23 protein-coding genes are annotated in these 19826 nt (G+C 70.1%); 12 read left to right on the top strand and 11 right to left on the bottom strand.

Annotation, left to right across the window (positions count from 1 at the left end):
* Positions 1-20: 20 nt before the first annotated feature.
* Genes asnS through PIQ37_RS00715 form a run of 4 tightly spaced genes read left to right on the top strand, consistent with a single transcriptional unit; the run spans position 21 to position 2685 of the window.
* The gene (asnS, locus tag PIQ37_RS00700; protein WP_017907179.1) at positions 21-1415 is read left to right on the top strand and encodes an asparagine--tRNA ligase; all 1395 of its coding nucleotides are present in this window, start codon (positions 21-23) and stop codon (positions 1413-1415) included.
* 22 nt (positions 1416-1437) lie between these two features.
* Positions 1438-1743: a hypothetical protein gene (locus tag PIQ37_RS00705; RefSeq protein ID WP_017907180.1), complete on the top strand. Its 306-nt coding sequence runs from the start codon at positions 1438-1440 to the stop codon at positions 1741-1743.
* Positions 1740-2054, top strand: a complete 315-nt coding sequence (locus PIQ37_RS00710) for a hypothetical protein (protein WP_342071976.1) — start codon at positions 1740-1742, stop codon at positions 2052-2054. The genes PIQ37_RS00705 and PIQ37_RS00710 overlap by 4 nt, the downstream gene beginning before the upstream one ends.
* Positions 2055-2064: 10 nt before the next feature.
* A complete protein-coding gene (locus PIQ37_RS00715) occupies positions 2065-2685 on the top strand; it encodes an FMN-binding negative transcriptional regulator (RefSeq protein ID WP_342071977.1) in 621 nt (206 codons plus the stop codon).
* A gap of 75 nt (positions 2686-2760) precedes the next feature.
* Here the strand turns inward: PIQ37_RS00715 and PIQ37_RS00720 are convergent, their stop codons facing one another.
* From PIQ37_RS00720 to PIQ37_RS00760, 9 genes are all read right to left on the bottom strand, one after another.
* Positions 2761-3471: a response regulator gene (locus PIQ37_RS00720; protein ID WP_148828588.1), complete on the bottom strand. Its 711-nt coding sequence runs from the start codon at positions 3469-3471 to the stop codon at positions 2761-2763.
* Positions 3472-3805: 334 nt separating this feature from the next.
* Positions 3806-4726: a hypothetical protein gene (locus PIQ37_RS00725; protein ID WP_407136456.1), complete on the bottom strand. Its 921-nt coding sequence runs from the start codon at positions 4724-4726 to the stop codon at positions 3806-3808.
* Between the two features lie 174 nt (positions 4727-4900).
* On the bottom strand, positions 4901-5683 hold the full coding sequence (locus PIQ37_RS00730; protein WP_342071979.1) for a hypothetical protein: 783 nt from the start codon (positions 5681-5683) through the stop codon (positions 4901-4903).
* A gap of 41 nt (positions 5684-5724) precedes the next feature.
* Positions 5725-5913 carry a hypothetical protein gene (locus tag PIQ37_RS00735; RefSeq protein WP_017910929.1) on the bottom strand — a complete coding sequence of 63 codons (189 nt, stop codon included), beginning with the start codon at positions 5911-5913 and terminating at the stop codon, positions 5725-5727.
* Complete coding sequence (locus PIQ37_RS00740) at positions 5906-6364, bottom strand: hypothetical protein (RefSeq protein ID WP_342071980.1); 459 nt, start codon at positions 6362-6364, stop codon at positions 5906-5908. Before PIQ37_RS00740 ends, PIQ37_RS00735 begins: the two co-directional genes overlap by 8 nt.
* Complete coding sequence (locus PIQ37_RS00745; RefSeq protein WP_048492013.1) at positions 6364-6624, bottom strand: hypothetical protein; 261 nt, start codon at positions 6622-6624, stop codon at positions 6364-6366. The genes PIQ37_RS00740 and PIQ37_RS00745 overlap by 1 nt, the downstream gene beginning before the upstream one ends.
* 46 nt (positions 6625-6670) lie before the next feature.
* Positions 6671-7297: a DUF2589 domain-containing protein gene (locus PIQ37_RS00750; protein WP_342071981.1), complete on the bottom strand. Its 627-nt coding sequence runs from the start codon at positions 7295-7297 to the stop codon at positions 6671-6673.
* Between the two features lie 12 nt (positions 7298-7309).
* Positions 7310-7888 (bottom strand): DUF2589 domain-containing protein, encoded by a 579-nt coding sequence (locus tag PIQ37_RS00755; protein ID WP_342071982.1) that lies wholly within the window; start codon positions 7886-7888, stop codon positions 7310-7312.
* A gap of 70 nt (positions 7889-7958) precedes the next feature.
* Positions 7959-8498: a glycoside hydrolase family 108 protein gene (locus tag PIQ37_RS00760; protein ID WP_342071983.1), complete on the bottom strand. Its 540-nt coding sequence runs from the start codon at positions 8496-8498 to the stop codon at positions 7959-7961.
* Positions 8499-8692: 194 nt separating this feature from the next.
* On the opposite strand from PIQ37_RS00760, the gene can reads away from it, so the two are divergent.
* From can to PIQ37_RS00800, 8 genes are all read left to right on the top strand, one after another.
* On the top strand, positions 8693-9355 hold the full coding sequence (can, locus tag PIQ37_RS00765; RefSeq protein WP_342071984.1) for a carbonate dehydratase: 663 nt from the start codon (positions 8693-8695) through the stop codon (positions 9353-9355).
* A 37-nt stretch (positions 9356-9392) separates the two neighbouring features.
* On the top strand, positions 9393-9914 hold the full coding sequence (locus PIQ37_RS00770; RefSeq protein ID WP_342071985.1) for a 3-hydroxyanthranilate 3,4-dioxygenase: 522 nt from the start codon (positions 9393-9395) through the stop codon (positions 9912-9914).
* Between the two features lie 31 nt (positions 9915-9945).
* A complete protein-coding gene (locus PIQ37_RS00775) occupies positions 9946-12069 on the top strand; it encodes an FUSC family protein (protein ID WP_342071986.1) in 2124 nt (707 codons plus the stop codon).
* Positions 12070-12230: 161 nt separating this feature from the next.
* Positions 12231-13502 (top strand): kynureninase, encoded by a 1272-nt coding sequence (gene kynU, locus PIQ37_RS00780; protein ID WP_342071987.1) that lies wholly within the window; start codon positions 12231-12233, stop codon positions 13500-13502.
* 46 nt (positions 13503-13548) lie between these two features.
* Positions 13549-14913 (top strand): FAD-dependent oxidoreductase, encoded by a 1365-nt coding sequence (locus tag PIQ37_RS00785; protein ID WP_150409249.1) that lies wholly within the window; start codon positions 13549-13551, stop codon positions 14911-14913.
* Positions 14914-15082: 169 nt separating this feature from the next.
* Entirely contained in the window at positions 15083-16522 is a 1440-nt protein-coding gene (gene sbcB, locus PIQ37_RS00790) for an exodeoxyribonuclease I (protein WP_342071988.1), read from the top strand.
* Positions 16519-17205, top strand: a complete 687-nt coding sequence (locus tag PIQ37_RS00795; RefSeq protein ID WP_160960284.1) for a DUF2461 domain-containing protein — start codon at positions 16519-16521, stop codon at positions 17203-17205. The genes sbcB and PIQ37_RS00795 overlap by 4 nt, the downstream gene beginning before the upstream one ends.
* 112 nt (positions 17206-17317) lie before the next feature.
* Positions 17318-17854 (top strand): DUF2939 domain-containing protein, encoded by a 537-nt coding sequence (locus tag PIQ37_RS00800; protein WP_342071989.1) that lies wholly within the window; start codon positions 17318-17320, stop codon positions 17852-17854.
* A 138-nt stretch (positions 17855-17992) separates the two neighbouring features.
* On the opposite strand, the gene PIQ37_RS00805 is transcribed toward PIQ37_RS00800, so the two are convergent.
* Entirely contained in the window at positions 17993-18805 is an 813-nt protein-coding gene (locus PIQ37_RS00805; protein WP_342071990.1) for a fused MFS/spermidine synthase, read from the bottom strand.
* On the bottom strand, positions 18802-19767 hold the full coding sequence (locus tag PIQ37_RS00810) for a 5'-nucleotidase (RefSeq protein ID WP_017907609.1): 966 nt from the start codon (positions 19765-19767) through the stop codon (positions 18802-18804). The genes PIQ37_RS00805 and PIQ37_RS00810 overlap by 4 nt, the downstream gene beginning before the upstream one ends.
* Positions 19768-19826 lie beyond the last annotated feature (59 nt).

The raw sequence follows: 19826 nt of genomic DNA on the forward strand, positions 1-19826 counted from the left end.
CTGCGGCGAGGATTCAAGTCATGACGGTGGTGAGCGTTGCACATGCGCTGGCCGGGAAGATCCCGGAAGGCGGCGAAGTCACGGTACGGGGATGGGTGCGCACGCTGCGCGGATCTGCCGGACTGGCTTTCATCAACGTGTCCGACGGCTCCTGCTTCGCCCCGATCCAGGTGGTGGCGACCGATGCCCTGCCCAACTTCGACGAGGTCAAGCGGCTCACCGGCAGCTGCTCGCTGATCGCCAAGGGCGTGCTGGTGAAGTCGCAGGGCAAGGGCCAGTCGTACGAGATCCAGGCCAGCGCGGTCGAGGTGGTGGGCTGGGTCGAGGACCCGCTGACCTACCCGATCCAGCCCAAGCCGATGTCGCCGGAGTTCCTGCGCGAGGTCGCGCACCTGCGCCCGCGCACCAACCTGTTCGGCGCGGTGACGCGCATCCGCAACTGCCTGGCGCAGGCGGTGCACCGCTATTTCCACCAGAACGGCTACAACTGGATCAGCACGCCGATCATCACCACCTCCGACGCCGAAGGCGCCGGGCAGATGTTCCGCGTCTCCACCCTGGACATGGCCAACCTGCCGCGCGACGCGCAGGGCCAGGTCGACTTCGGCCGCGACTTCTTCGGCAAGGAGACCTTCCTGACCGTGTCCGGCCAGCTCAACGTCGAGGCCTACTGCCTGGCGCTGAGCAAGGTCTACACCTTCGGCCCGACCTTCCGCGCCGAGAACAGCCACACCACCCGGCACCTGGCCGAGTTCTGGATGATCGAGCCGGAGATCGCCTTCGCCGACCTGGCCGAGGACGCGCGGGTCGCCGAGGACTTCCTCAAGTATCTGTTCCGCGCGGTGCTGGACGAGCGCGCCGACGACCTGGCGTTCATCGCCGAGCGCGTGGACAAGACCGCGATCAGCAAGCTGGAGACCTTCATCAACTCGCCGTTCGAGCGCATCGAGTACGGCGACGCAATCGGCCTGCTGCAGAAGTCCGGGCAGAAGTTCGAGTTCCCGGTGGAATGGGGCCTGGACCTGCAGACCGAGCACGAGCGCTGGCTGACCGAGCAGCACGTCGGCCGCCCGGTGGTGGTGACCAACTACCCCGAGCACATCAAGGCCTTCTACATGCGGCTGAACGACGACGGCAAGACCGTCGCGGCGATGGACGTGCTGGCCCCCGGCATCGGCGAGATCATCGGCGGCAGCCAGCGCGAGGAGCGCCTGGACGTGCTCGACGCGCGCATGCTGCAGTTCGGCCTGGATCCGCAGCACTACGGCTGGTACCGCGACTTCCGCCGCTACGGCACGGTGCCGCATGCCGGCTTCGGCCTCGGCTTCGAGCGGCTGGTGGTGTACGTGTGCGGGCTGAGCAACATCCGCGACGCCATCCCCTACCCGCGCGCCCCGGGCAGCGCCGAGTTCTGAGCGGGCACGGGGAGCGCGCGCCATGATCCTGTTCTTCGCGCTGTGCTTCGTCGGTGTGGCGATCGCCGGGGCCAGCGCGTTCCTGATCTTCTGGCCGCTGACCCTGGTGCACATCCGCGACCGCCATCCGCCGCTGGTGGCGGCGTTCGGCCCGGGCGCCTTCCTCAAGCCGGTCGCGCTCGGCTGGCTGCTGGCGCGGCGCTACCGTCCGCTCGGCGACCGCGGGCTCTCTGGGCTGGCGACGCCGGCCTGGCTGTCGCTGATGACCATCTTCTTCGGCCTGGGCATGGCCGCCCTGCTCTGGCTGCTTTCCCTGGTGATTCCATGACCTCAGATTCTCCCGCCCACGATCAGTGGTACCTGGCCAGCCTCGGCCGCCTGCTGGTGTGGGCACGCCTGCGCGTGCGCGAAGCTGGCACCGCCGAGGTGCTGGACAGCGACGGCAACACCCTCAGCTACGACAGCGAGGACACCGCCCGCGCGGCGCTGTTCGATGCCGAATTCGTCGCCTTCGATGGCCTGGACGAGGACGATGCGCGAGCGCGCGGCTTCTCGCTGGGCGAGGTGTCGCCGCCGCAGGCCGACGACGACGCCGGCCTGCGCGGGCGCATGACCCAGACCCTGGGCGCGCGCGCCTGATCCTGCTGCGATGCACGTTGCGCCCGCCTTCGCCGAACACGACCTGGGCGCGCTGGACGCGCTGATCGCGGACCACCCGTTCGCCACCCTGGTCACCGTCGCCGACGGCCTGCCCTGCGCCACGCCGTTGCCGGTGCTGTACCGGCGCGACAGTGAACGCATCCTGGTCGAAGGCCATTGGTCGCGGGCCAACCCGCAGGCGCGGCACGCCGGGCCGGCCTTGCTGATCGTGCACGGCCCGCATGCCTACGTCTCCCCGGGCTGGTATCCGGACAAGGAGACGATGGCGCGGGTGCCGACCTGGAACTACGCCACCGCGCACTTGCACGGACACCTGCAGCCCAGCGACGACGAAGCGATGCTGGCCGATGTGGTGGCGCGGCTGAGCGAACGCCACGAACGCGCGCTGGGCAGCGACTGGCGCTACGAGCCGGACAACGACGCGCACCGGCGCCAGTTGCGCGGCATCGTCGGCTTTCGCCTGGAGGTCGAGCGGGTCGAATTGAAGTTCAAGCTCAGCCAGAACCATCCGCCAGCGAACCAGGCCGCGGTACGCGAGGCGCTGCAGGCCCGGGCCGACACCGGCGCGCAGGCCGTCGCGGCGCTGATGCACGCGCGACGTCCGGACTGAACCACGCCGCCACGCAGCGCGGCCGACCATGCAGTTGTGCGCACCGCTACAGGGCCCGCGGCGGCGTGCGCCGCCTCACCCACAACGGCTGGCCGGTCCTTGCCGGTCGTGCCCGACATGGCGCGCACTGGCCCTGCCTCCCTCCAGCGGCGACAGACCTTCGCGGATCGCATAGCGCGTCAGTTGCGCGATGCTCTGCATGCCCAGCTTGAGCATGATGTGTTCGCGGTGGGTGCCGATGGTCTTGACGCTGATGTGCAGGCGCGCGGCGATCTCCTTGGTCGACAGGCCCTCGGACAGCAACTGCACGATCTCGCGTTCGCGCGAGGTCAGAAGCGTGTAGGCGGAGACGGCATCGCCGGGCGGACAGCGGTACTCGCTGACCAGCGACTGCGACAGTTGCGGGCTGATGTACAGCTGATCGTTGCCGACCTGCTGGATCGCACGCAGCAATTCGTGGAAGGTGCTGTTGCGCGCCAGGTAGCCCTTGGCGCCGGCATCGATGGCGGCGCGCACGTTGGCCGCGGCATCGGAGGCGGCGATGCAGATCGCCTTGCTGCGCGGGCTGCGCTGCAGCAGCCGGCGGGTGGCCTCGATGCCGTTGAGGCCCGGCAGCATCACGTCCATCAGCACGATATCCGGCTGCCGTCGGGTCACCAGTTGCACGCACTCCAGTCCGTCGACCGCGTGGCCGACCACGTCGATGTCCGGCGTGTTGTTGAGCAGGGCCACCATGCCCTCCAGCACGATGCTGCGTTCGGCGGCAATCACGATACGTGTGTTCATTCTCTACCTGTGTTGGCAATGGAACTCCCAACGCGCGACCGCGCGGCAACCCGCGTCCCCCTGCAGCGCGACGCGCCCCTTTTTCAATCGATGCGACAGCGCTGAACCTGCGCTTGCGCTACGTTCTCAGCTTGTCACGCCGTGTCATGGCGGCCATCGGCTTCAGGCTGATATGAATGGCGACGACGGCTGAACTTGTGCGGATTGCCGCATTCGTCTCGGTTCGTAGACAGAATCCCGTGCTACCGCGCACGCGCTGTGACGCAGAACGAAGTCCTGCGCCGACGCATGATGATGGGAACACCGGCGATGCGCCGGTACCGCGCCGTCGGGTTCAGTCCGCTGCCGGCGATGGCGATGGCGGCGGTGGCAGACGCGCGGCTTCCACCTGCAGCATCCCGCGGGCGAACTCGGCGAGCCGCTGCTGGATCGCCGCCGGCGGCGTGCCGGCCTCGATCGACTGCTGCAGCGCCATCAACTGCGCGGCCAACTCGCCTTGCCAGCGCATGCGCTCGGTGTCGTTGCTGGCGCGCTGCACTTCCAGCGACGCCTGCGCCTGCGCCGAGGTATCGCCGCGCACCAGCGTCTCCATCAGATCGACCAGACGCTGCAGCAGGCGGTACACCGCGGTCGCGGAGAAGCCGCCCAGCATCGCCAGGGTCGGCTTGCCGAAACTGCGCATGCTGCCGCTTTCGAACAGATCCGGCGGCAACACTTCGACCAGGATCAGCCCGGCGATCAGGCCCAGGATCATGCGCGCGCCGTAGGAGGCGTCGTACTTGGGGTCGTAGCTGGCGTCGGCGACATAGCGGTGCACCTGGAACAGCGAGGAGAACGAGGCGCCCAGGCCGGCGCAGAACAGCAGGAACAGCGCATTCCACAGCAACACGCTGCCCGAGGAATCCAGGAAGCCCAGGCGCACGTTGTCCGCGCTGACCTTGCTGGACAGGGCCGTCGCCACCACCGCGAACAGGAACAGCAGCGAGGTCGTGGTCAGCGCGCGCACCAGCGGCAGCGGGCCGAGCAGGGTCGCCCAGTGCGGGCGGCGGCGCTCGGCGTCGAGCAGGAACACCGCCTGCGGCGTGGCCGGGCGGATCAGTTGCGCCAACCGCCGGTGGGTGAGCGCCAGTTCGTGCGCGTGCACCTCGATGTCGCCGCCATCGGCGTCCGGCGTGCCGGCGCCCAGCAGCGCCGACAGACGGGCGATCAGCTCCGGCGGCACCGCCATGCCGTGCTCCAGCGCATAGCGCGCCATCGCTTCGCACTCGGCGCGCAGTTGCGGCAGGATGCCCGGCGGCGGCAGACGCGGTCCGGCACGACGGGCCGCGGTGAGCCGGCGCCACGCGGCGCCGGCCAGCGTCTTGATCCAGACGAGGTTCATCGCACGACTCCTGGATGGAAACGACGGCCGGCGCGTCTGCGCAGTGGATTAAGGGTTGGCGGGGACGCGTTCAAGCAGCGCGCTTTCCCGCCCCTTCCCGCCGCCGTCAACGGTCTGCAGTTCGAGCTCGCCGTCCGGCCTGGCGCGCAGGGTCAGCTGGCCGTCGCTCAAACGCGTGCAGACACCCTGATTGTTCATGTCCAACGCGTACAGCGCGTCTCCTTCGCGCATGCCGAGGTAGCGGCCCTGCACCCTGCACTCGCGCGGCGCGCCGTAGCGCAGCTGCACCGTGGCGCTGCCGGGAGCCTGAGGGGTTGCAGCGACACTCAGTTGCACGGCGACGACCCTATTGCTGTAGTCGGTATGAATCACTCCGCGCCACGTGCCCTGCAGCGGGCTAGGCTGGCCCGGATCGCCATGCAGCACCACCGGCAGGTCCTTGCCGTCGACGTTCAAGCGCAGGTCGTCGCCGCTGCGCTGCACGCGCAGCGGCTTGCCCATCAGCTTGTCGCAGTAGGCGCCGCCATTGATCGATTCCAGTGCGAAACCGGCGCCCGGTTGCGGCTTGACCAGCAAGGCGCAGTTCAACGGCGAGCCGAACATCAGCCTGGCCTTGTCGTCGCGCTGGGCCAGGCGCACGGCGGCCAGGCGCTGCGCATCCAGCGCCAGGGTGCCGCTCCATTCGCCGGGCGGCAGCGCGTCTGCGTTGGCCGCTGCGGCCGGCGCAGCAGGCGTCGGCGCCTGCGGTGCGGCACCGGCGGCGAACGGCATGGCCAGGCACAGCGCCAGCCAGAGCGGGAAACGCGCAACACCACGCGAACGGATACGCATGCGACTCTCCTGTTGGATACGAAAGGAAACGACGGGCGCGGTCAGGACAGACCGAACCAGAGCAGCGCCACCACGGCCGCCACCAGGCACAGTACGGCAAGCAGCCACAGCGCCCGGCGTCGACGCCGGCGCAGCCGCTGCGCGCGGGCCAGCGAGCGCAGGTCGATGTGCAGTTCTCGGCACCACAGGTCGGTGTCGTGCCGGGACAGGATGAAGCCGTGTCTACGCATGTGCGGTCTCCTGGGCGGGATCGTGCGGGGCGGGCGCATCGGACAGCTGCCACAGCTTCAGCCGCTGACCGTCGAACAGCACCTCGCCGACCGGGGTGTGGGTGCCGCGGAACAGGATCTGCAGGCGGTGCCCGGGCCGCCGCGGCCGGCGCGGCAACACTTGCAGCAGCAGACGCGGCGCCTCGTCCGGCACCTCCTCCACGTCCAGTTCGACGTCGAAGGCCAGGGCCAGTTCGCCGATCTGCGGCAATTGCCAGGCGCGCAGCTCCCACAACGGGATCTGCAGCGTCGGCGGCTCGGCCGCGTCCGAGGCCACCGGCAGCGTCTCGCCTGCGCCGAAGCAGGCGCGCAAGGCCTGTGCGTGACGCGCTCGGCAGCGCCGCTGCGCATCCAGCAGGGCCGCCGACAGCCCCTGCAGCAGCAGGTCGAACTCGCAGCGCAGGCTGGCCATCAGTCGTCCTTCAGCCAGCCGGGCTTGCGCGGGAAGCCGACGTGGTAGCACAGCCACTGCATCACCACCTGGTGCTCGCCGATCTGCAGCACGGCGAAATTCTTCTCGGTGCCGATGATCGCGCCCTTCGGCGAATCGCTCAGGCAGCGGTTGAGCAAGGCCCGCGCGGCTTCGATCTGCTCGGGCGATTGCATCTGCGTCGGGTTGTCGCTGCCGACCACGACCCGCTTGACGAACTTGACTTCAGTAAGGTCGAACATCGTTGACGAGTCCCCCGACGAGATGGTTCAACGGACCGCTATGGACTTACGCGGGAACCGGCTCGGGCTTGCCGATCTTGCGCGGCGCCACCGAGGTCTGCAGGATGTCCAGCACCCGCGCCAGACCTTCCGGCGGTCCCTTGTCCGCGGCATGCACCGAGACGTGGTACTTGGCCGAGTTGTCCGAACTGCGCGTGTTCTCCTTGCTGGTGGAGACCGAGCCCTGGATATGCACCTTGGCCTTGAACAGGCCGAAGCCGTATTCCACGTCCGCCGACATCGACGCCGAGGCATCGGTCTTCTCCTTCGAGGAGAAGGACGACTTCACTTCCATGTCGAAGGTGATGTCCACGGTCTGGATGCTCAGGCTGGGCACGTTGACGATGGCCAGCAGCGGCACTTCCAGTTCGACCTCTTCCTCGGCGATGCCGCCGGCCTTGTCCGGGTCGTCGACCGGCCGCTTGAAGCGGAAGCTGGCGGTGCGGGTCGCGCCGCTGCCCTGCGGATCCTTGGGATCGGTGGGCGGCAGGAAGCCGATGACGCGGATGAAATCGGCGGTGGCGCGGGCCAGCTTGACCTGCGCGTCGCAGGCCGCATCGAGCGGACCGCCGATCAGGTCGCCCATCGGCAGACCCTTGAATTGACTTGACATATTGACGAGTTCGTCAGCCATTGCAGTGACTCCTTAGTTGGTGGGATTGGTTACATCGTCCGTGCCCGCGACGTCCGGCTTGTCGGCCATGACCGTCTTGAACACGCCCTGCGTCTGCGCCAGATGGTTGAGCAATCTGGCCGCTCCGTCAGTCGGTTCGGTCCCCTCCACGCGCAACACGACGTGGACGGCACTCTGGCGCTGGCTCCGCGCGCTGGCGCTGGTATCCACGCGCACGCTGGAACGGGTGGCGGTGCGCTTGGCCTGCCAGACACCGCGCGGGCCGGGCGACTCCGGCGCGAAGAAGCCGTCGGCGGACTGCAGGCCGCCGAGGTCGCCGAGCTGCGCATCGAAGCTGATCTCCACGTCCTTGATCCGCAGCACGTTGGTCGAGACCAGCGGCAGCAGCGGCGCGCGGTAGTAGTCCTCGTCGCCTTCGGCGGCCTGCGGGTGCTGCGACGGCAGGCGGATGATCACGCTCTTGGGCCGGTGGAACTCGTCGAAGTAATCGCCGAGGTTGGCCATCTGGTGCTGCTCGATGCGGTCCTGCGCCTCGATCACGGCGCCGGCCAGCGCTTCGATCAGGTCGTTCAATGCGGTCGGTCCAGCCATGGTCGCTCCTGGGGAAAGAAGGCCGCCGTCGGCGACGGCAGCGGATCGGCGACGCTTGCCGCGCGCGCGCTCAGCTCAGGTCGGGGAAGGAGTCGGTGCGCGCCAGCCAGCCCTTGAGGAACTTGCCGAGCGGCGGCCTGGCCGCGACCAGGCGCTGGTAGTAGTCGCGCCGGCCCTGCTTGTAGCGGGCATAGAGATCGCGCTGGTCGGCCGCCAGCAACGCCGCCAGCGTGGCCGGGCCGAGCTTGCCGTCCTCCGGCAGCTGCAGCGTCGGGGTCTGCGCGTTGAGCACGCGCTGCAGCAGCTTGATCGCGTTGTTGCCGGCGTTGACCTGGAAGTCGAACAGGATGTTGGCCAGCGGCTGCACCGCGATCTCATCGCCATGCACCGCGTTCCAGTAGCAGGTCTTGTAGATCACCCCGGCCTGCGCGTCGGTGAGCGCACGCAGGTTGTCCAGGGTCGGCTCCAGTTGCAGCAGGCTCTTGGCGTAGACGCGGAACGTCGCAAGGGTGATGCCCTTGTTGGTGGCGCCGCCCGGGTCCACCGGATCGTTGACGAAGCCGCCCTCGTGCTTGAGCAGGGTCGGAAAGAACGCGTTGAAGTCGGCCATGGGATCCTCCGCTGATGCCCGGTGTGGGCGTGGAGGAAGTCTGCGCAGCGGGCCGCATCGGCGGGATCGGCAAAAGCCCGATCCGGCGGCGCCTGCGCACTGAGGCGCCGCGTGCATGCGGATCCCGGCGATCCGGGCAGCGGCGTCGGCGCGCGCCGCGCACCGGCCGCGGGCTTCTGGAATAATGCCGGGCTATGAGCAAAATCGAACAACTGCTGGACAACAACCGCTCCTGGTCCGAACGCATCAACCGCGAGGATCCGGAGTTCTTCAGCCGCCTGTCCAAGCAGCAGACCCCGGAGTACCTGTGGATCGGCTGCTCCGACTCGCGGGTGCCGGCGAACCAGATCATCGACATGGCGCCGGGCGAGGTGTTCGTCCACCGCAACATCGCCAACGTGGTCGTGCACACCGACCTGAACTGCCTGTCGGTGATCCAGTTCGCGGTCGAGGTGCTGAAGGTGCGGCACATCCTGGTGGTCGGCCACTACGGCTGCGGCGGCGTGCACGCGGGCCTGACCCGCGCGCGGCTGGGCCTGGTCGACAACTGGATCCGCCACGTCACCGACGTGGCCGAGAAGCACGAGCACTGCCTGCAGCAGGCCGGCGACCTCAACGTGCAGCACGCGCGCCTGTGCGAGCTCAACGTGCTCGAGCAGGTGGTCAACGTCAGCCGCACTTCGATCGTGCTCGACGCCTGGGCGCGCGGCCAGGAACTGACCGTGCACGGCTGGGTCTACAGTCTGCGCGACGGCCGCGTGCACGACCTGGGCATGGAACTTGGCCGCATCGACGACCTGGCGCCGCGCTACGATGCCGCCCTGGCGCGCATCAGCCAGGACCGCGAGGACCGCTGAGCGGCGCGCCGCTCCGCCATCTCGATCAAGGATCCGCATGCTCCCCGGCCCGCTCAACCTGCACGCCTGGATCGACGCCCACCGGCACCTGCTGAAGCCGCCGGTGGGCAACAAGTGCATCCACGCCGGCGACTTCATCGTGATGGTGGTCGGCGGGCCGAACGCGCGCAGCGACTACCACTACGACGAAGGCCCGGAGTGGTTCTACCAGCTCGAAGGCGAGATGGTGCTGAAGATCCAGGAGGACGGCGCGGTGCGCGAGATCCCGATCCGCGCCGGCGAGACCTTCCTGCTGCCGCCGAAGGTGCCGCACTCGCCGCAGCGCGGCGCGAACTCGGTCGGCCTGGTGATCGAGCGGCGGCGCCTGCCGCACGAGCAGGACGGCCTGCTGTGGTTCTGCGAGCGCTGCAACCACCTGCTGTACGAAGCCTACTTCCCGCTGCAGAACATCGAGACCGACTTCCCGCCGGTGTTCGCGCGCTTCTACGCCTCCGAATCGCTGCGCACCTGCGCCAACTGCGGCCACGTGCATCCGCGGCCGGCGGCCAACGCGCCGTGACCGCCCTGCCCCCGCGCCGTTCCGGCTCGCGATGCTGCGCAGCCTGATCGCGCTCAAGCCGCGCGACGTGCCGGTGCGCGTGGCCCTGCGCAACACCGCCGCGGTGGTCGCGCCGCTGGCGCTGGGCGTGGCCGCCGGCCATGCCGAACTGGGCCTGGCGGTGTCCACCGGCGCGCTCAACACCATATTCTCCGACCAGCCCGGCCCGTACCGGGCGCGGATGCAGCGCATGCTGATGGCCGCGCTGGCGGCGGGCGTGGCCGCGCTGCTGGGCATGCTGATCGGCGCGCACACCTTGGCGCTGGCGCTGAGCGCGCTGCTGCTCGGCCTGGGCGGCGGTCTGCTGGTGGCGCTGGGCCCGGTGGCGGCGCGGGTCGGGCTGACCAGCATGATCCTGCTGGTGGTCAGCGCCGACGTACGCCTGCCGCCGCTGCAGAGCGTGGGCGTGGCCACGCTGATCTTCGCCGGCGGCGTGCTGCAGATGCTGATGGCGCTGGCCGCCTGGCCGCTGCAGCGCTACCGCCCGGAACGCTTCGCCCTGGCCGACCTGATGCGGCAACTGGCCGGCATCGCCCGCCAGCGTCCCGGCGCGACCGCGGCGCCGCCGGCGACCGAAGCGGTGCTCGAGGCGATGGTGATGCTGCACGGCGAGCACCGCTCGCGTGGGCGTGCGGTGCAGGCGTTCCGGGTCATCGCCGAGCTGTGCGAACGCGCGCGGCTGGAGCTGCTGACCCTGGCCGACCTGCACGGACGCCTGGACCCGGCGTCGCCCGCGCGGCTGCCGATCGAGCGCGTGCTCGAACGCAGCGCGGTGGTGCTGGACCAGCTCGCGCACGCGCTGGACACTGCCGAGGACCCGGCCGCGGCCACCGCGTCGATGACCGGGTTCGACGATCTGGTCGACGCCCTCGCGCAGGTGCAGGCGCAGGCCGAGGACACCCGCGAACGCCGCCTGCTGCGCATCGCCGTGGCCCGCGCGCAGGGCCTGGGCGGCCAGCTGCGCGCGCTGGCGCGCAATGGCCGCTGGGCCAGCAGCCGCGGCGAGATCCAGGCCGAACTGGCCGAGGCGCAGTTGCCGGCGGCGCTGCGTCCGCTGGCGCCGTTGCAGACCTTGCGGGCGAATCTGAAGCTGTCCTCGGTGGCGTTCCGCCATGCGCTGCGCTGCGGCGTGTGTCTGGCGCTGGCGGTGCTGTTCGCCCGCTGGCAGGCGATCCCGCACGGCTACTGGATCCCGATGACCACGGCGATCGTGCTCAAGCCGGATTTCGGCGGCACCCTCAGCTTCGGCGCGCTGCGCGTGGCCGGCACCTTCGGCGGGCTGTTGCTGGCCACCGTGCTGGCGCACTTCGTGATGGACGGGGCGGTGGTGCGGCTGCTGTTGCTGACCGTGTTCTGCCTGGGGTTCCGCCTGCTGACCCAGGTCAACTACGGGCTCGGCGTGGCCTGCCTGACCGGCATGCTGGTGCTGCTGCTGTCGTTCGAGGGCATGGCCCCGGGCGAGGCGATCGGCGAGCGCATCCAGGCCACCGTGCTCGGCAGCGCGCTGGCGCTGGCGGCCTACGCGCTGTGGCCGACCTGGGAACGCAAGCACATCCGCGCGATCCTGGCGCAGTTGCTGCTCGCCTACCGCGACCATCTCGACGCGGTGCTGGAGGGCCGCCTGCAGGCGCTGCCGGAGACCCGCGCGGCCTCGCGCACCGCGCGCACCAACGCGCAGGCCTCGATCGAACGCCTGCGCGGCGAGCCGCGGCGCAAGCGCAACCTGCGCGAACTGACCCTGGCCGAATCGGTGCTGGCCAACGGCAACCGGCTGATCCGCGCCTCGCTGGCGCTGGAGGCCGTGCTGCGCGATGCACCGCCATTGCCGCCCCTGCCGGAGCTGCAGCAGTTCCGGCAACAGGCGCATGCCGCACTGACCGAACTGGCCGAGAGCCTGCGCACCGGCACGCCGCCGGCGCAGGCCAGCCTGCGCGCGGACGAGCGGCGCCTGGCCGAGGCGCTGGCCGCGCAGCCGCAGGACGGCAGCGACGGCGGCGCGCTGCCCGCGCTGGCCGACACCAGCGACCGCGTCGCCGACAGCATCGGTACCCTGACCCACCTGGTCCGCAGCGCCTTGCTGCCGGCTGCCGCAGCCGCCAAGGAACAATCGCCGTGACCGCGCACCGCAGCGGATGAACGTGCCATCGCCTCGCGCCGGCCCGCGCGGTCGCTGTTGCAGAGGGACACGCGGCCTCGCCCCGCGCCATGCCACGCACTCACCTTCCGTCGTCCTACACGCTCTAGACTCTCGCCCTGCTTTCCCGGAACCCAATGCCGATGAACGAGATCCTGTCCCGCCAGCACGCCATCGCCCTCGACGCCGCCGATCCGCTGCGGGCCCTGCGCCAGGAATTCCTGTTCCCGCAGCATCAGGGCGCCGACCAAGCCTATTTCGTCGGCAACTCGCTGGGCCTGCAGCCGCGCGGCGCGCGCGCCGCGGTGCAGGAGGTGCTGGACAAGTGGTCGTCGCTGGCAGTGGAAGGCCATTTCAACGGCGATACCCAGTGGATGACCTACCACGAACTGCTGGCCGCGCCGCTGGCGCGCTTGGTCGGCGCGCATCCGCACGAAGTGGTGGCGATGAACACGCTGACGGTGAACCTGCACCTGCTCATGGTCAGCTTCTACCGGCCCACCCGCGAGCGCCCGGCGATCCTGATCGAGGCCGGCGCGTTCCCCTCCGACCAGCATGCGGTGGCCTCGCAGATCCGTTTCCACGGCTTCGACCCGGCCACCGACCTGATCGAAGTGCAGCCCGACGGCGCCGACGGCACCGTGTCGCTGGCGGCGATTGAGCGCGCCATCGCCGAGCACGGCCCGCGCCTGGCGCTGGTGCTGTGGCCGGGCGTGCAGTACCGCACCGGCCAGGCCTTCGACCTGGCCGCGGTGGCGCGGCTGGCGCGCGGGGTCGGCGCCGCGGTCGGCTTCGACCTGGCCCACGCCATCGGCAACGTGCCGCTGCACCTGCACGATGCCGCCCCGGACTTCGCGGTGTGGTGCCACTACAAATATCTCAACGCCGGCCCCGGCGCGGTCGCCGGCGCCTTCGTGCACGAGCGCCACGGCCACGGCGAGACCCCACGCTTCGCCGGCTGGTGGGGCCACGACAAGCGCACCCGTTTCCGCATGGCGCCTAAGTTCGTCGCCGCGCCCGGCGCCGACGGCTGGCAGCTGAGCAATCCGCCGATCCTGAGCATGGCCCCGCTGCGCGCCTCGCTGGACCTGTTCGAGCGCGCCGGGCTGGACGCGCTGCGGCAGAAATCGCAGCAACTGACCGGCTACCTGGAGACGCTGATCCGCGCCCGCCTGGCCGATACCCTGCAGATCATCACCCCCTCCGACCCGGCGCAACGCGGCTGCCAGCTGTCGCTGCGCGTGGCCGGCGGGCGGGAGCGCGGTCGCGCCCTGTTCGAATACCTGCAATCGGTCGGCGTGCTCGGCGACTGGCGCGAGCCGGACGTGATCCGGATCAGCCCGGTGCCGCTGTACAACCGCTACCGCGACGTCTACCGCTTCGTCGAGGAAGTGGAAACCTGGGCCGGCGTCTGAGCCGCCTTCTTCGCGCGGCGGCCTGCCGCGCCTTCCGGACACCGCATTGAACGCATCCCCCCGCAGCATCACCCTGATCGGCGCCGGCCTGGCCGGCTCCCTGCTCGCCATCCTGCTCTCGCGCCAGGGCTGGCAGGTCACCGTCTACGAACGCCGTGGCGACCCGCGCGTGCACGATTACGAGCGCGGCCGCTCGATCAACCTGGCCCTGGCCGAACGCGGCCTGCACGTGCTGCGCCAGGCCGGCGCCGATGCCGCGGTGATGGCCAAGGCGGTGATGATGCGCGGGCGCATGGTGCATTTCGCCGACGGCCACCAGCAGCTGCAGCGTTATGGCCGCGACGACAGCGAGGTGATCTGGTCGGTACACCGCAACGATCTCAACATCACCCTGCTGCAGCTCGCCGAACAGGCCGGCGCGCGCATCCACTTCTACCGGCGCCTGCACACCGTGGATTTCGATGCCGGCTATGCGCGTTTCATCGACGACCGCGACGACCAGCCGCACGACATCCGCTTCGACAGCATGATCGGCGCCGACGGCGCCGGCTCGGCGCTGCGCGCGGCGATGCAGCGCAAGGCGCCGATGGCCGAGCACATCGAGTTCCTCGACCACTCGTACAAGGAACTGGAGATCCCGCCCGGCGCCGACGGCGGCTTCCGCATCGAAGCCAACGCCCTGCATATCTGGCCGCGCGGGCACTACATGTGCATCGCCCTGCCCAATCACGAAGGCACCTTCACCGTCACCCTGTTCCTGCCCAACAAGGGCGAGCCCAGCTTCGCCACCGTGCGCAGCGGCGAGGAGGCACTCGCCCTGTTCGCGCGCGATTTCGCCGATGCGCTGCCGCTGATGCCGCAATTGGCCGAGCATTGGGAGCAGCATCCGCCGGGCCTGCTCGGCACGCTGCGCCTGGAGCGCTGGCACCTGGACGGCCGCGCGGTGCTGCTGGGCGACGCCGCGCACGCGATGGTGCCGTTCCACGGGCAAGGCATGAACTGCGCGTTCGAGGATTGCGCGGCGCTGGCCGCGCACCTGCAGCGCGAGCCGGACCTGGCGCGCGCCTATGCCGCCTTCGAGGCCGAGCGCAAGCCCAACGCCGGCGCGATCCAGCAGATGGCGCTGGAGAACTACGTGGAAATGCGCGACCGCGTCGGCGATGCCGGCTTCCTGCTGCAGCGCGAACTCGGCCAGGCCCTGCAGGCGCGGCATCCGACCCGCTTCGTGCCGCACTACACCATGGTCACCTTCCTGCGCACGCCGTACGCGCAGGCGCTGGAACGCAGCGAGGTACAGCGCGACATCCTGGTCCAGGCCACGCAGGGCCACAGCGACCTGTCGCGGATCGACTGGCACTGGCTGGAGCGCATCGTGCACGCGCGGCTGGCGCCGCTGGAGGGGGCGCATTGAACCGGCGTACCCTGTCAGGGTGTCCGCATCGTCGTAGGAGTGGCTCTACGTGGCCTGGGGCCATCGGCCGCGACCGCATGACCGGTGACGCCCGTCGCGGCTGAAGCCGCTCCTACACGCACTCCCACGCTTCGTGCCTCGCCTGCCTTGCCCGCACCATTCGACCCACATGCCAGACAGCTTCCTCTTCTACGACCTGGAAACCTTCGGCGCCGATCCGCGGCGCACGCGCATCGCGCAGTTCGCCGCGGTGCGCACCGATGCCGAACTCAACGTGATCGAGGAGCCGATCAGTTTCTTCGTCAAGCCGGCCGACGACCTGCTGCCCTCGCCGGTCGCCACCCTGATCACCGGCATCACCCCGCAGCAGGCCTTGCGCGAGGGCGTCAGCGAAGCCGAGGCGTTCGCACGCATCGCCGAGCAGATGGCGCGGCCGCAGACCTGCACGCTGGGCTACAACTCGCTGCGTTTCGACGACGAGTTCGTGCGCCATGGCCTGTTCCGCAACTTCTACGATCCCTACGAACGCGAGTGGCGCAACGGCAACTCGCGCTGGGACCTGCTGGACATGCTGCGGCTGATGCACGCGCTGCGCCCGGAGGGCATCGTCTGGCCGCAGCGCGAGGACGGCGCCACCTCGTTCAAGCTGGAGCAACTGGCATTGGCCAACGGCGTGCGCGACGGCGATGCGCACGAGGCGCTGTCCGACGTCTACGCCACCATCGGCATGGCCCGGCACTTCCGCCGCAGCCAGCCGCGGCTGTGGGAGTACGCGCTGAAGCTGCGCGACAAGCGCTTCTGCGGCGGCCTGCTCGACGCGGTGGCGATGCAGCCGGTGCTGCACGTGTCGATGCGCTATCCGGCCGCGCGCCTGTGCGCGGCGCCGGTGCTGCCGCTGGCGCGGCATCCGCGCATCGACAGCCGGGTGCTGGTGTTCGACCTGGAAGGCGACATCGAGCCGCTGCTGCGCTATTCGCCGGAACAGATCGCCGACCGCCTGTACACCCCGCAGGCCGACCTGCCCGAGGGCGAACAGCGCATCCCGCTCAAGGAAGTGCATCTGAACAAGGCGCCGGCGCTGGTCGCCTGGGCGCACCTGCGCGAGGCGGATTTCGCCCGGCTGCATCTGGACCCGGTGCAGCTGCTGGCCAAGGCCGCGCGCCTGCGCGAGGCCGGCCCGGCGCTGGCGGAGAAGGTGCGGCGGGTGTTCGCCAGCGAGCGCGCCACGGCGCCGGCCGATGTCGACGCCTCGCTGTACGACGGCTTCCTCGCCGATGGCGACAAGCGCACGATGGCCCAGGTCCGCGCCACGCCGCCGGCGCAGCTGGCCGCGTTGGAAGGCCAGTTCCGCGATCCACGCCTGCCCGAACTGCTGTTCCGCTACCGCGCACGCAACTGGCCGCAGAGCCTGTCCATCGCCGAGCAGGCGCGCTGGGACGACTACCGTCGTCAGCGCCTGCAGCAGGACAGCGGCCTGTCCGAACTGAGCTTCGACGCCTTCTACGCGGAACTGGCCGGTTTACGCCTGGCTCACCCGCAGGATGCTACCAAGCAAGCCCTGCTCGACCAGTTGGCCGCCTGGGGCCACGACCTGCAACGCAGCCTATGACCAGCTACTTCAGCGACGCCAGCTTCAAGTTCCTGCGTGCCCTGGCGCGGCACAACGACAAGGCCTGGTTCAACGACAACCGGCACAAGTACGAAGAACACGTGCGCCAGCCGTTCCTGCGCCTGATCACCGACCTGCAGCCGGACCTGGCCCAGGTCAGCGAGCATTTCCGCGCCGACCCACGCGGCGTCGGCGGCTCGCTGTTCCGCATCCACCGCGACGCGCGCTTCTCCCACGACAAGTCGCCGTACAAGACCTGGCAGGGTGCGCGCCTGTTCCACGAGCGGCGCAAGCAGGTGCCGGCGCCCTCGTTCTACATCCACCTGCAGCCGGGCGAGAGCTTCGTCGGCGCCGGGCTGTGGCATCCGGAACCGGACACGCAGCGCAAGGTGCGCCAGTTCATCTTCGACAATCCCGGCAGCTGGAAGGCCGCCGCGCATGCGCCGGCGCTGCGTCGCCGCTTCGACTTCGAGGAAAGCGAGATGCTGGTGCGGCCACCGCGCGGTTTCCCGGCCGACTTCGACTACATCGACGACCTCAAGCACAAGAACTGGGTGTTCTGGCGCCAGCTCGACGACGCGACCATGACCGGCCCGCGGCTGCGTACGCAGATCGCCGCCGACCTGCAGACGCTGGGCCCGTTCGTGGACTATCTGTGCGCGGCGCTGGACCTGGAATTCTAGAGAGGCAACGCTCCCCCGTAGGAGCGGCTTCAGCCGCGACAGGCATCCCCGATAAGCGCGTCGCGGCTGAAGCCGCTCCTACAGAAGACCCACACGCGCAAGGAGACATGCGATGAAGAAATGGCTGGCCTTGCTGTTCCTCGCCCTGCTCGCCCTCGGCGGCTACGTCGTGGCCGGGCCCTACCTCGCCATCCGCGGCATCGACCAGGCGCTGCGCGAGCGCGATGCCGCGGCATTGGAGCGCTATGTCGACTTCCCCACCCTGCGGGTCAACCTCAAGGCCCAGGTGGACGATGCGCTGGTGCGCCGCGCCGGCCCGGACCTGCAGTCCAGCCTGTTCGGCGGTGCGCTGCTGTCGCTGGCCGGCGGCCTTGGCGGCATGAGCGTGGATGCGATGGTCACCCCGGCCGGCATCGGTGCACTGATGCAGGGCGACGCGTTGTGGAAACGTGCCAGCGGCGACACCGTCGGCGGCGACACCTACGCCGCGCCGCGCCCGCCGCAACCGTTGCGCCAGGCCGAACACCGCTTCGAATCGACCACGCGCTTCGTCGCCACCGTGCACACCGCCGACGGCACCGCCGTGCCCTTCGTGTTCACCCGCGACGGCCTGCGCTGGAAGCTCAGCAACATCCTGTTGCCGTTGTAGGCGACTTGCCATTGTCCTGGCGCGTGGTGTCGCCAGGGACCGCATGCAGTGTCTCCCCCCGTCGTGCTTGCACCGGCGGCGGCATGGCGTGGACTGAACCGTCTGGCCGACGCGGCCATCCCCCGGCAGCAGCCCTGGCTAACGCACCCCGTCCGCTCCCGTCCTGCCGGCCATCGCCTGCTGCACGCGCCGGAACGGCGTGCGCAGTTGCCAACGCGCCGACCACGGCAGGCGGGCCAAGGCCGCGTGCGCATCCAGCGCAGGCAGTGCGCCGGTCCAGGCGAACACCACGTGGTTATCCATCTGCGGCTCGTCCAGGCGCAGCACGCGGCCGCCGAACAGCGCGCGCAGATGCGCCAGGTGGCGGCGCGTGTCGGTGTCGTACAGGTTCACCGCCAGCACCCCGCCCGGCGCCAGCGCCGCATGGCAGTCCTCGTAGAAGCCGCGGCTGAGCAGCGCCGCCGGGATGCCCTCGGCGTCGTAGGCGTCGAGCAGCAGCAGGTCGTAGCGGTCGCGCCGCTGCGGCAACAGCCGCGCACCGTCGCCGTGCACGGCCTCGAAGCGCGCATCGTCGTCCGGGATACGGAAGGCGGCGCGCAAGGCCAGCACGTCGGCGTCGGCCTCGATCGCCTCGATCCGCGCCTGCGGCAGGTGCCGGTAGCAGAACTTGGCCTGCGAGCCGCCGCCGAGACCGACGATACCGATCCGTCGCGGATCCGGGCGCAGCAGCAGCGCGCCGAGCATGCTGCGGGTGTAGCCCACCTGCAGCACGTCCGGCCACCAGGTGTACATGCGGCTCTGGGTCACCTCGCCCTTGAACTGCAGGCTGGTGTAGCGCCAGCCTTGGCGCACGTAAGGCCGCCCGGGACGCAGGTCGGCGGGCGCGTCCGCTCCCTGCCGCAGCAGGCGACGCAGCGCGGCCCAGCGGCCGCCGCTGGGCGCCGCACTCACGGCTTGGCGATGTCGTTGGCGACCCCGTGCGGCACATGCCCGGCGGCGACGCGCTCGCGGGCGGCGCTGTCGATGTTGTGCTGCGAATCGTCGAAGAAGATGTCCGCGCCGAACGCCTGCAGGAACGGCCCCTTGTGGCGGCCGCCGAGGAACAGCGCCTCGTCCAGGCGCACGCCCCATTCGCGCAGGGTGCGGATCACCCGCTCATGGGCGGGCGCCGAGCGCGCGGTGACCAGCGCGGTGCGGATCGGCGAGGCCTCGCCGGCCGGGAAGGCGGACTGCAGCGCATGCAGCGCCGACAGGAAATTGCGGAACGGCCCGCCGGTCAGCGGCTCGCGCGCGTTCTCGCGCTCGTAGCGGCCGAACGCCTCCACGCCCTGCTCGCGCGAGAAGCGCTCGCCCTCGTCGCCGAAGATCACCGCATCGCCGTCGAAGGCGATGCGCAACTGGGTGGACAGGCGGTCGGCGTCGATCGCGCCGGCGGCGGCGGCCGCTTCCTGCGCATGCTCGCCGGGCGGCTTGGGCAGGATCGTCGCCGCGGCGATGCCGTGGCTGAGCGCGCGCCGCACCGACTCCGGATTGGCCGAGAGGAATAGATCGGTGCCGAACGGCTTGACGTAGGGCCAGGTCGCCTCGCCGGAGGTGAAGGTGGCACGGACGATGCCCAGCCCGTAGTGCTGGATCGAATTGAAGATGCGCAGCCCGGTGTCGGCGGAATTGCGCGACAGCAGGATCACCTCCACCGGCGGCGTCTCCGGCGGCGTGCCCTGGTTCAGCGCCAGCAGCTTGCGCACCACCGGGAACGCCACTCCGGGCGCCAGCACATCGTCCTCGCGCTCGCGCTGATACGCGCTGTACGCCTCCACCCCCTCCCGCTCGAACAGGGCATGGCCCTCTTCCAGATCGAACAGGGCGCGCGAGGTGACCGCGACGGTGAGCAGACGGGGGGAGTTGTCGGACATGAGAGCAGGGATTCGGCAGTGGGGATTGGGGATTGGCAAGAGCGGGCAAAGGGATCGGA

Origin of the sequence: Xanthomonas protegens (genome assembly GCF_038442435.1) — a bacterium.
GTDB lineage: Bacteria > Pseudomonadota > Gammaproteobacteria > Xanthomonadales > Xanthomonadaceae > Xanthomonas_A > Xanthomonas_A sontii.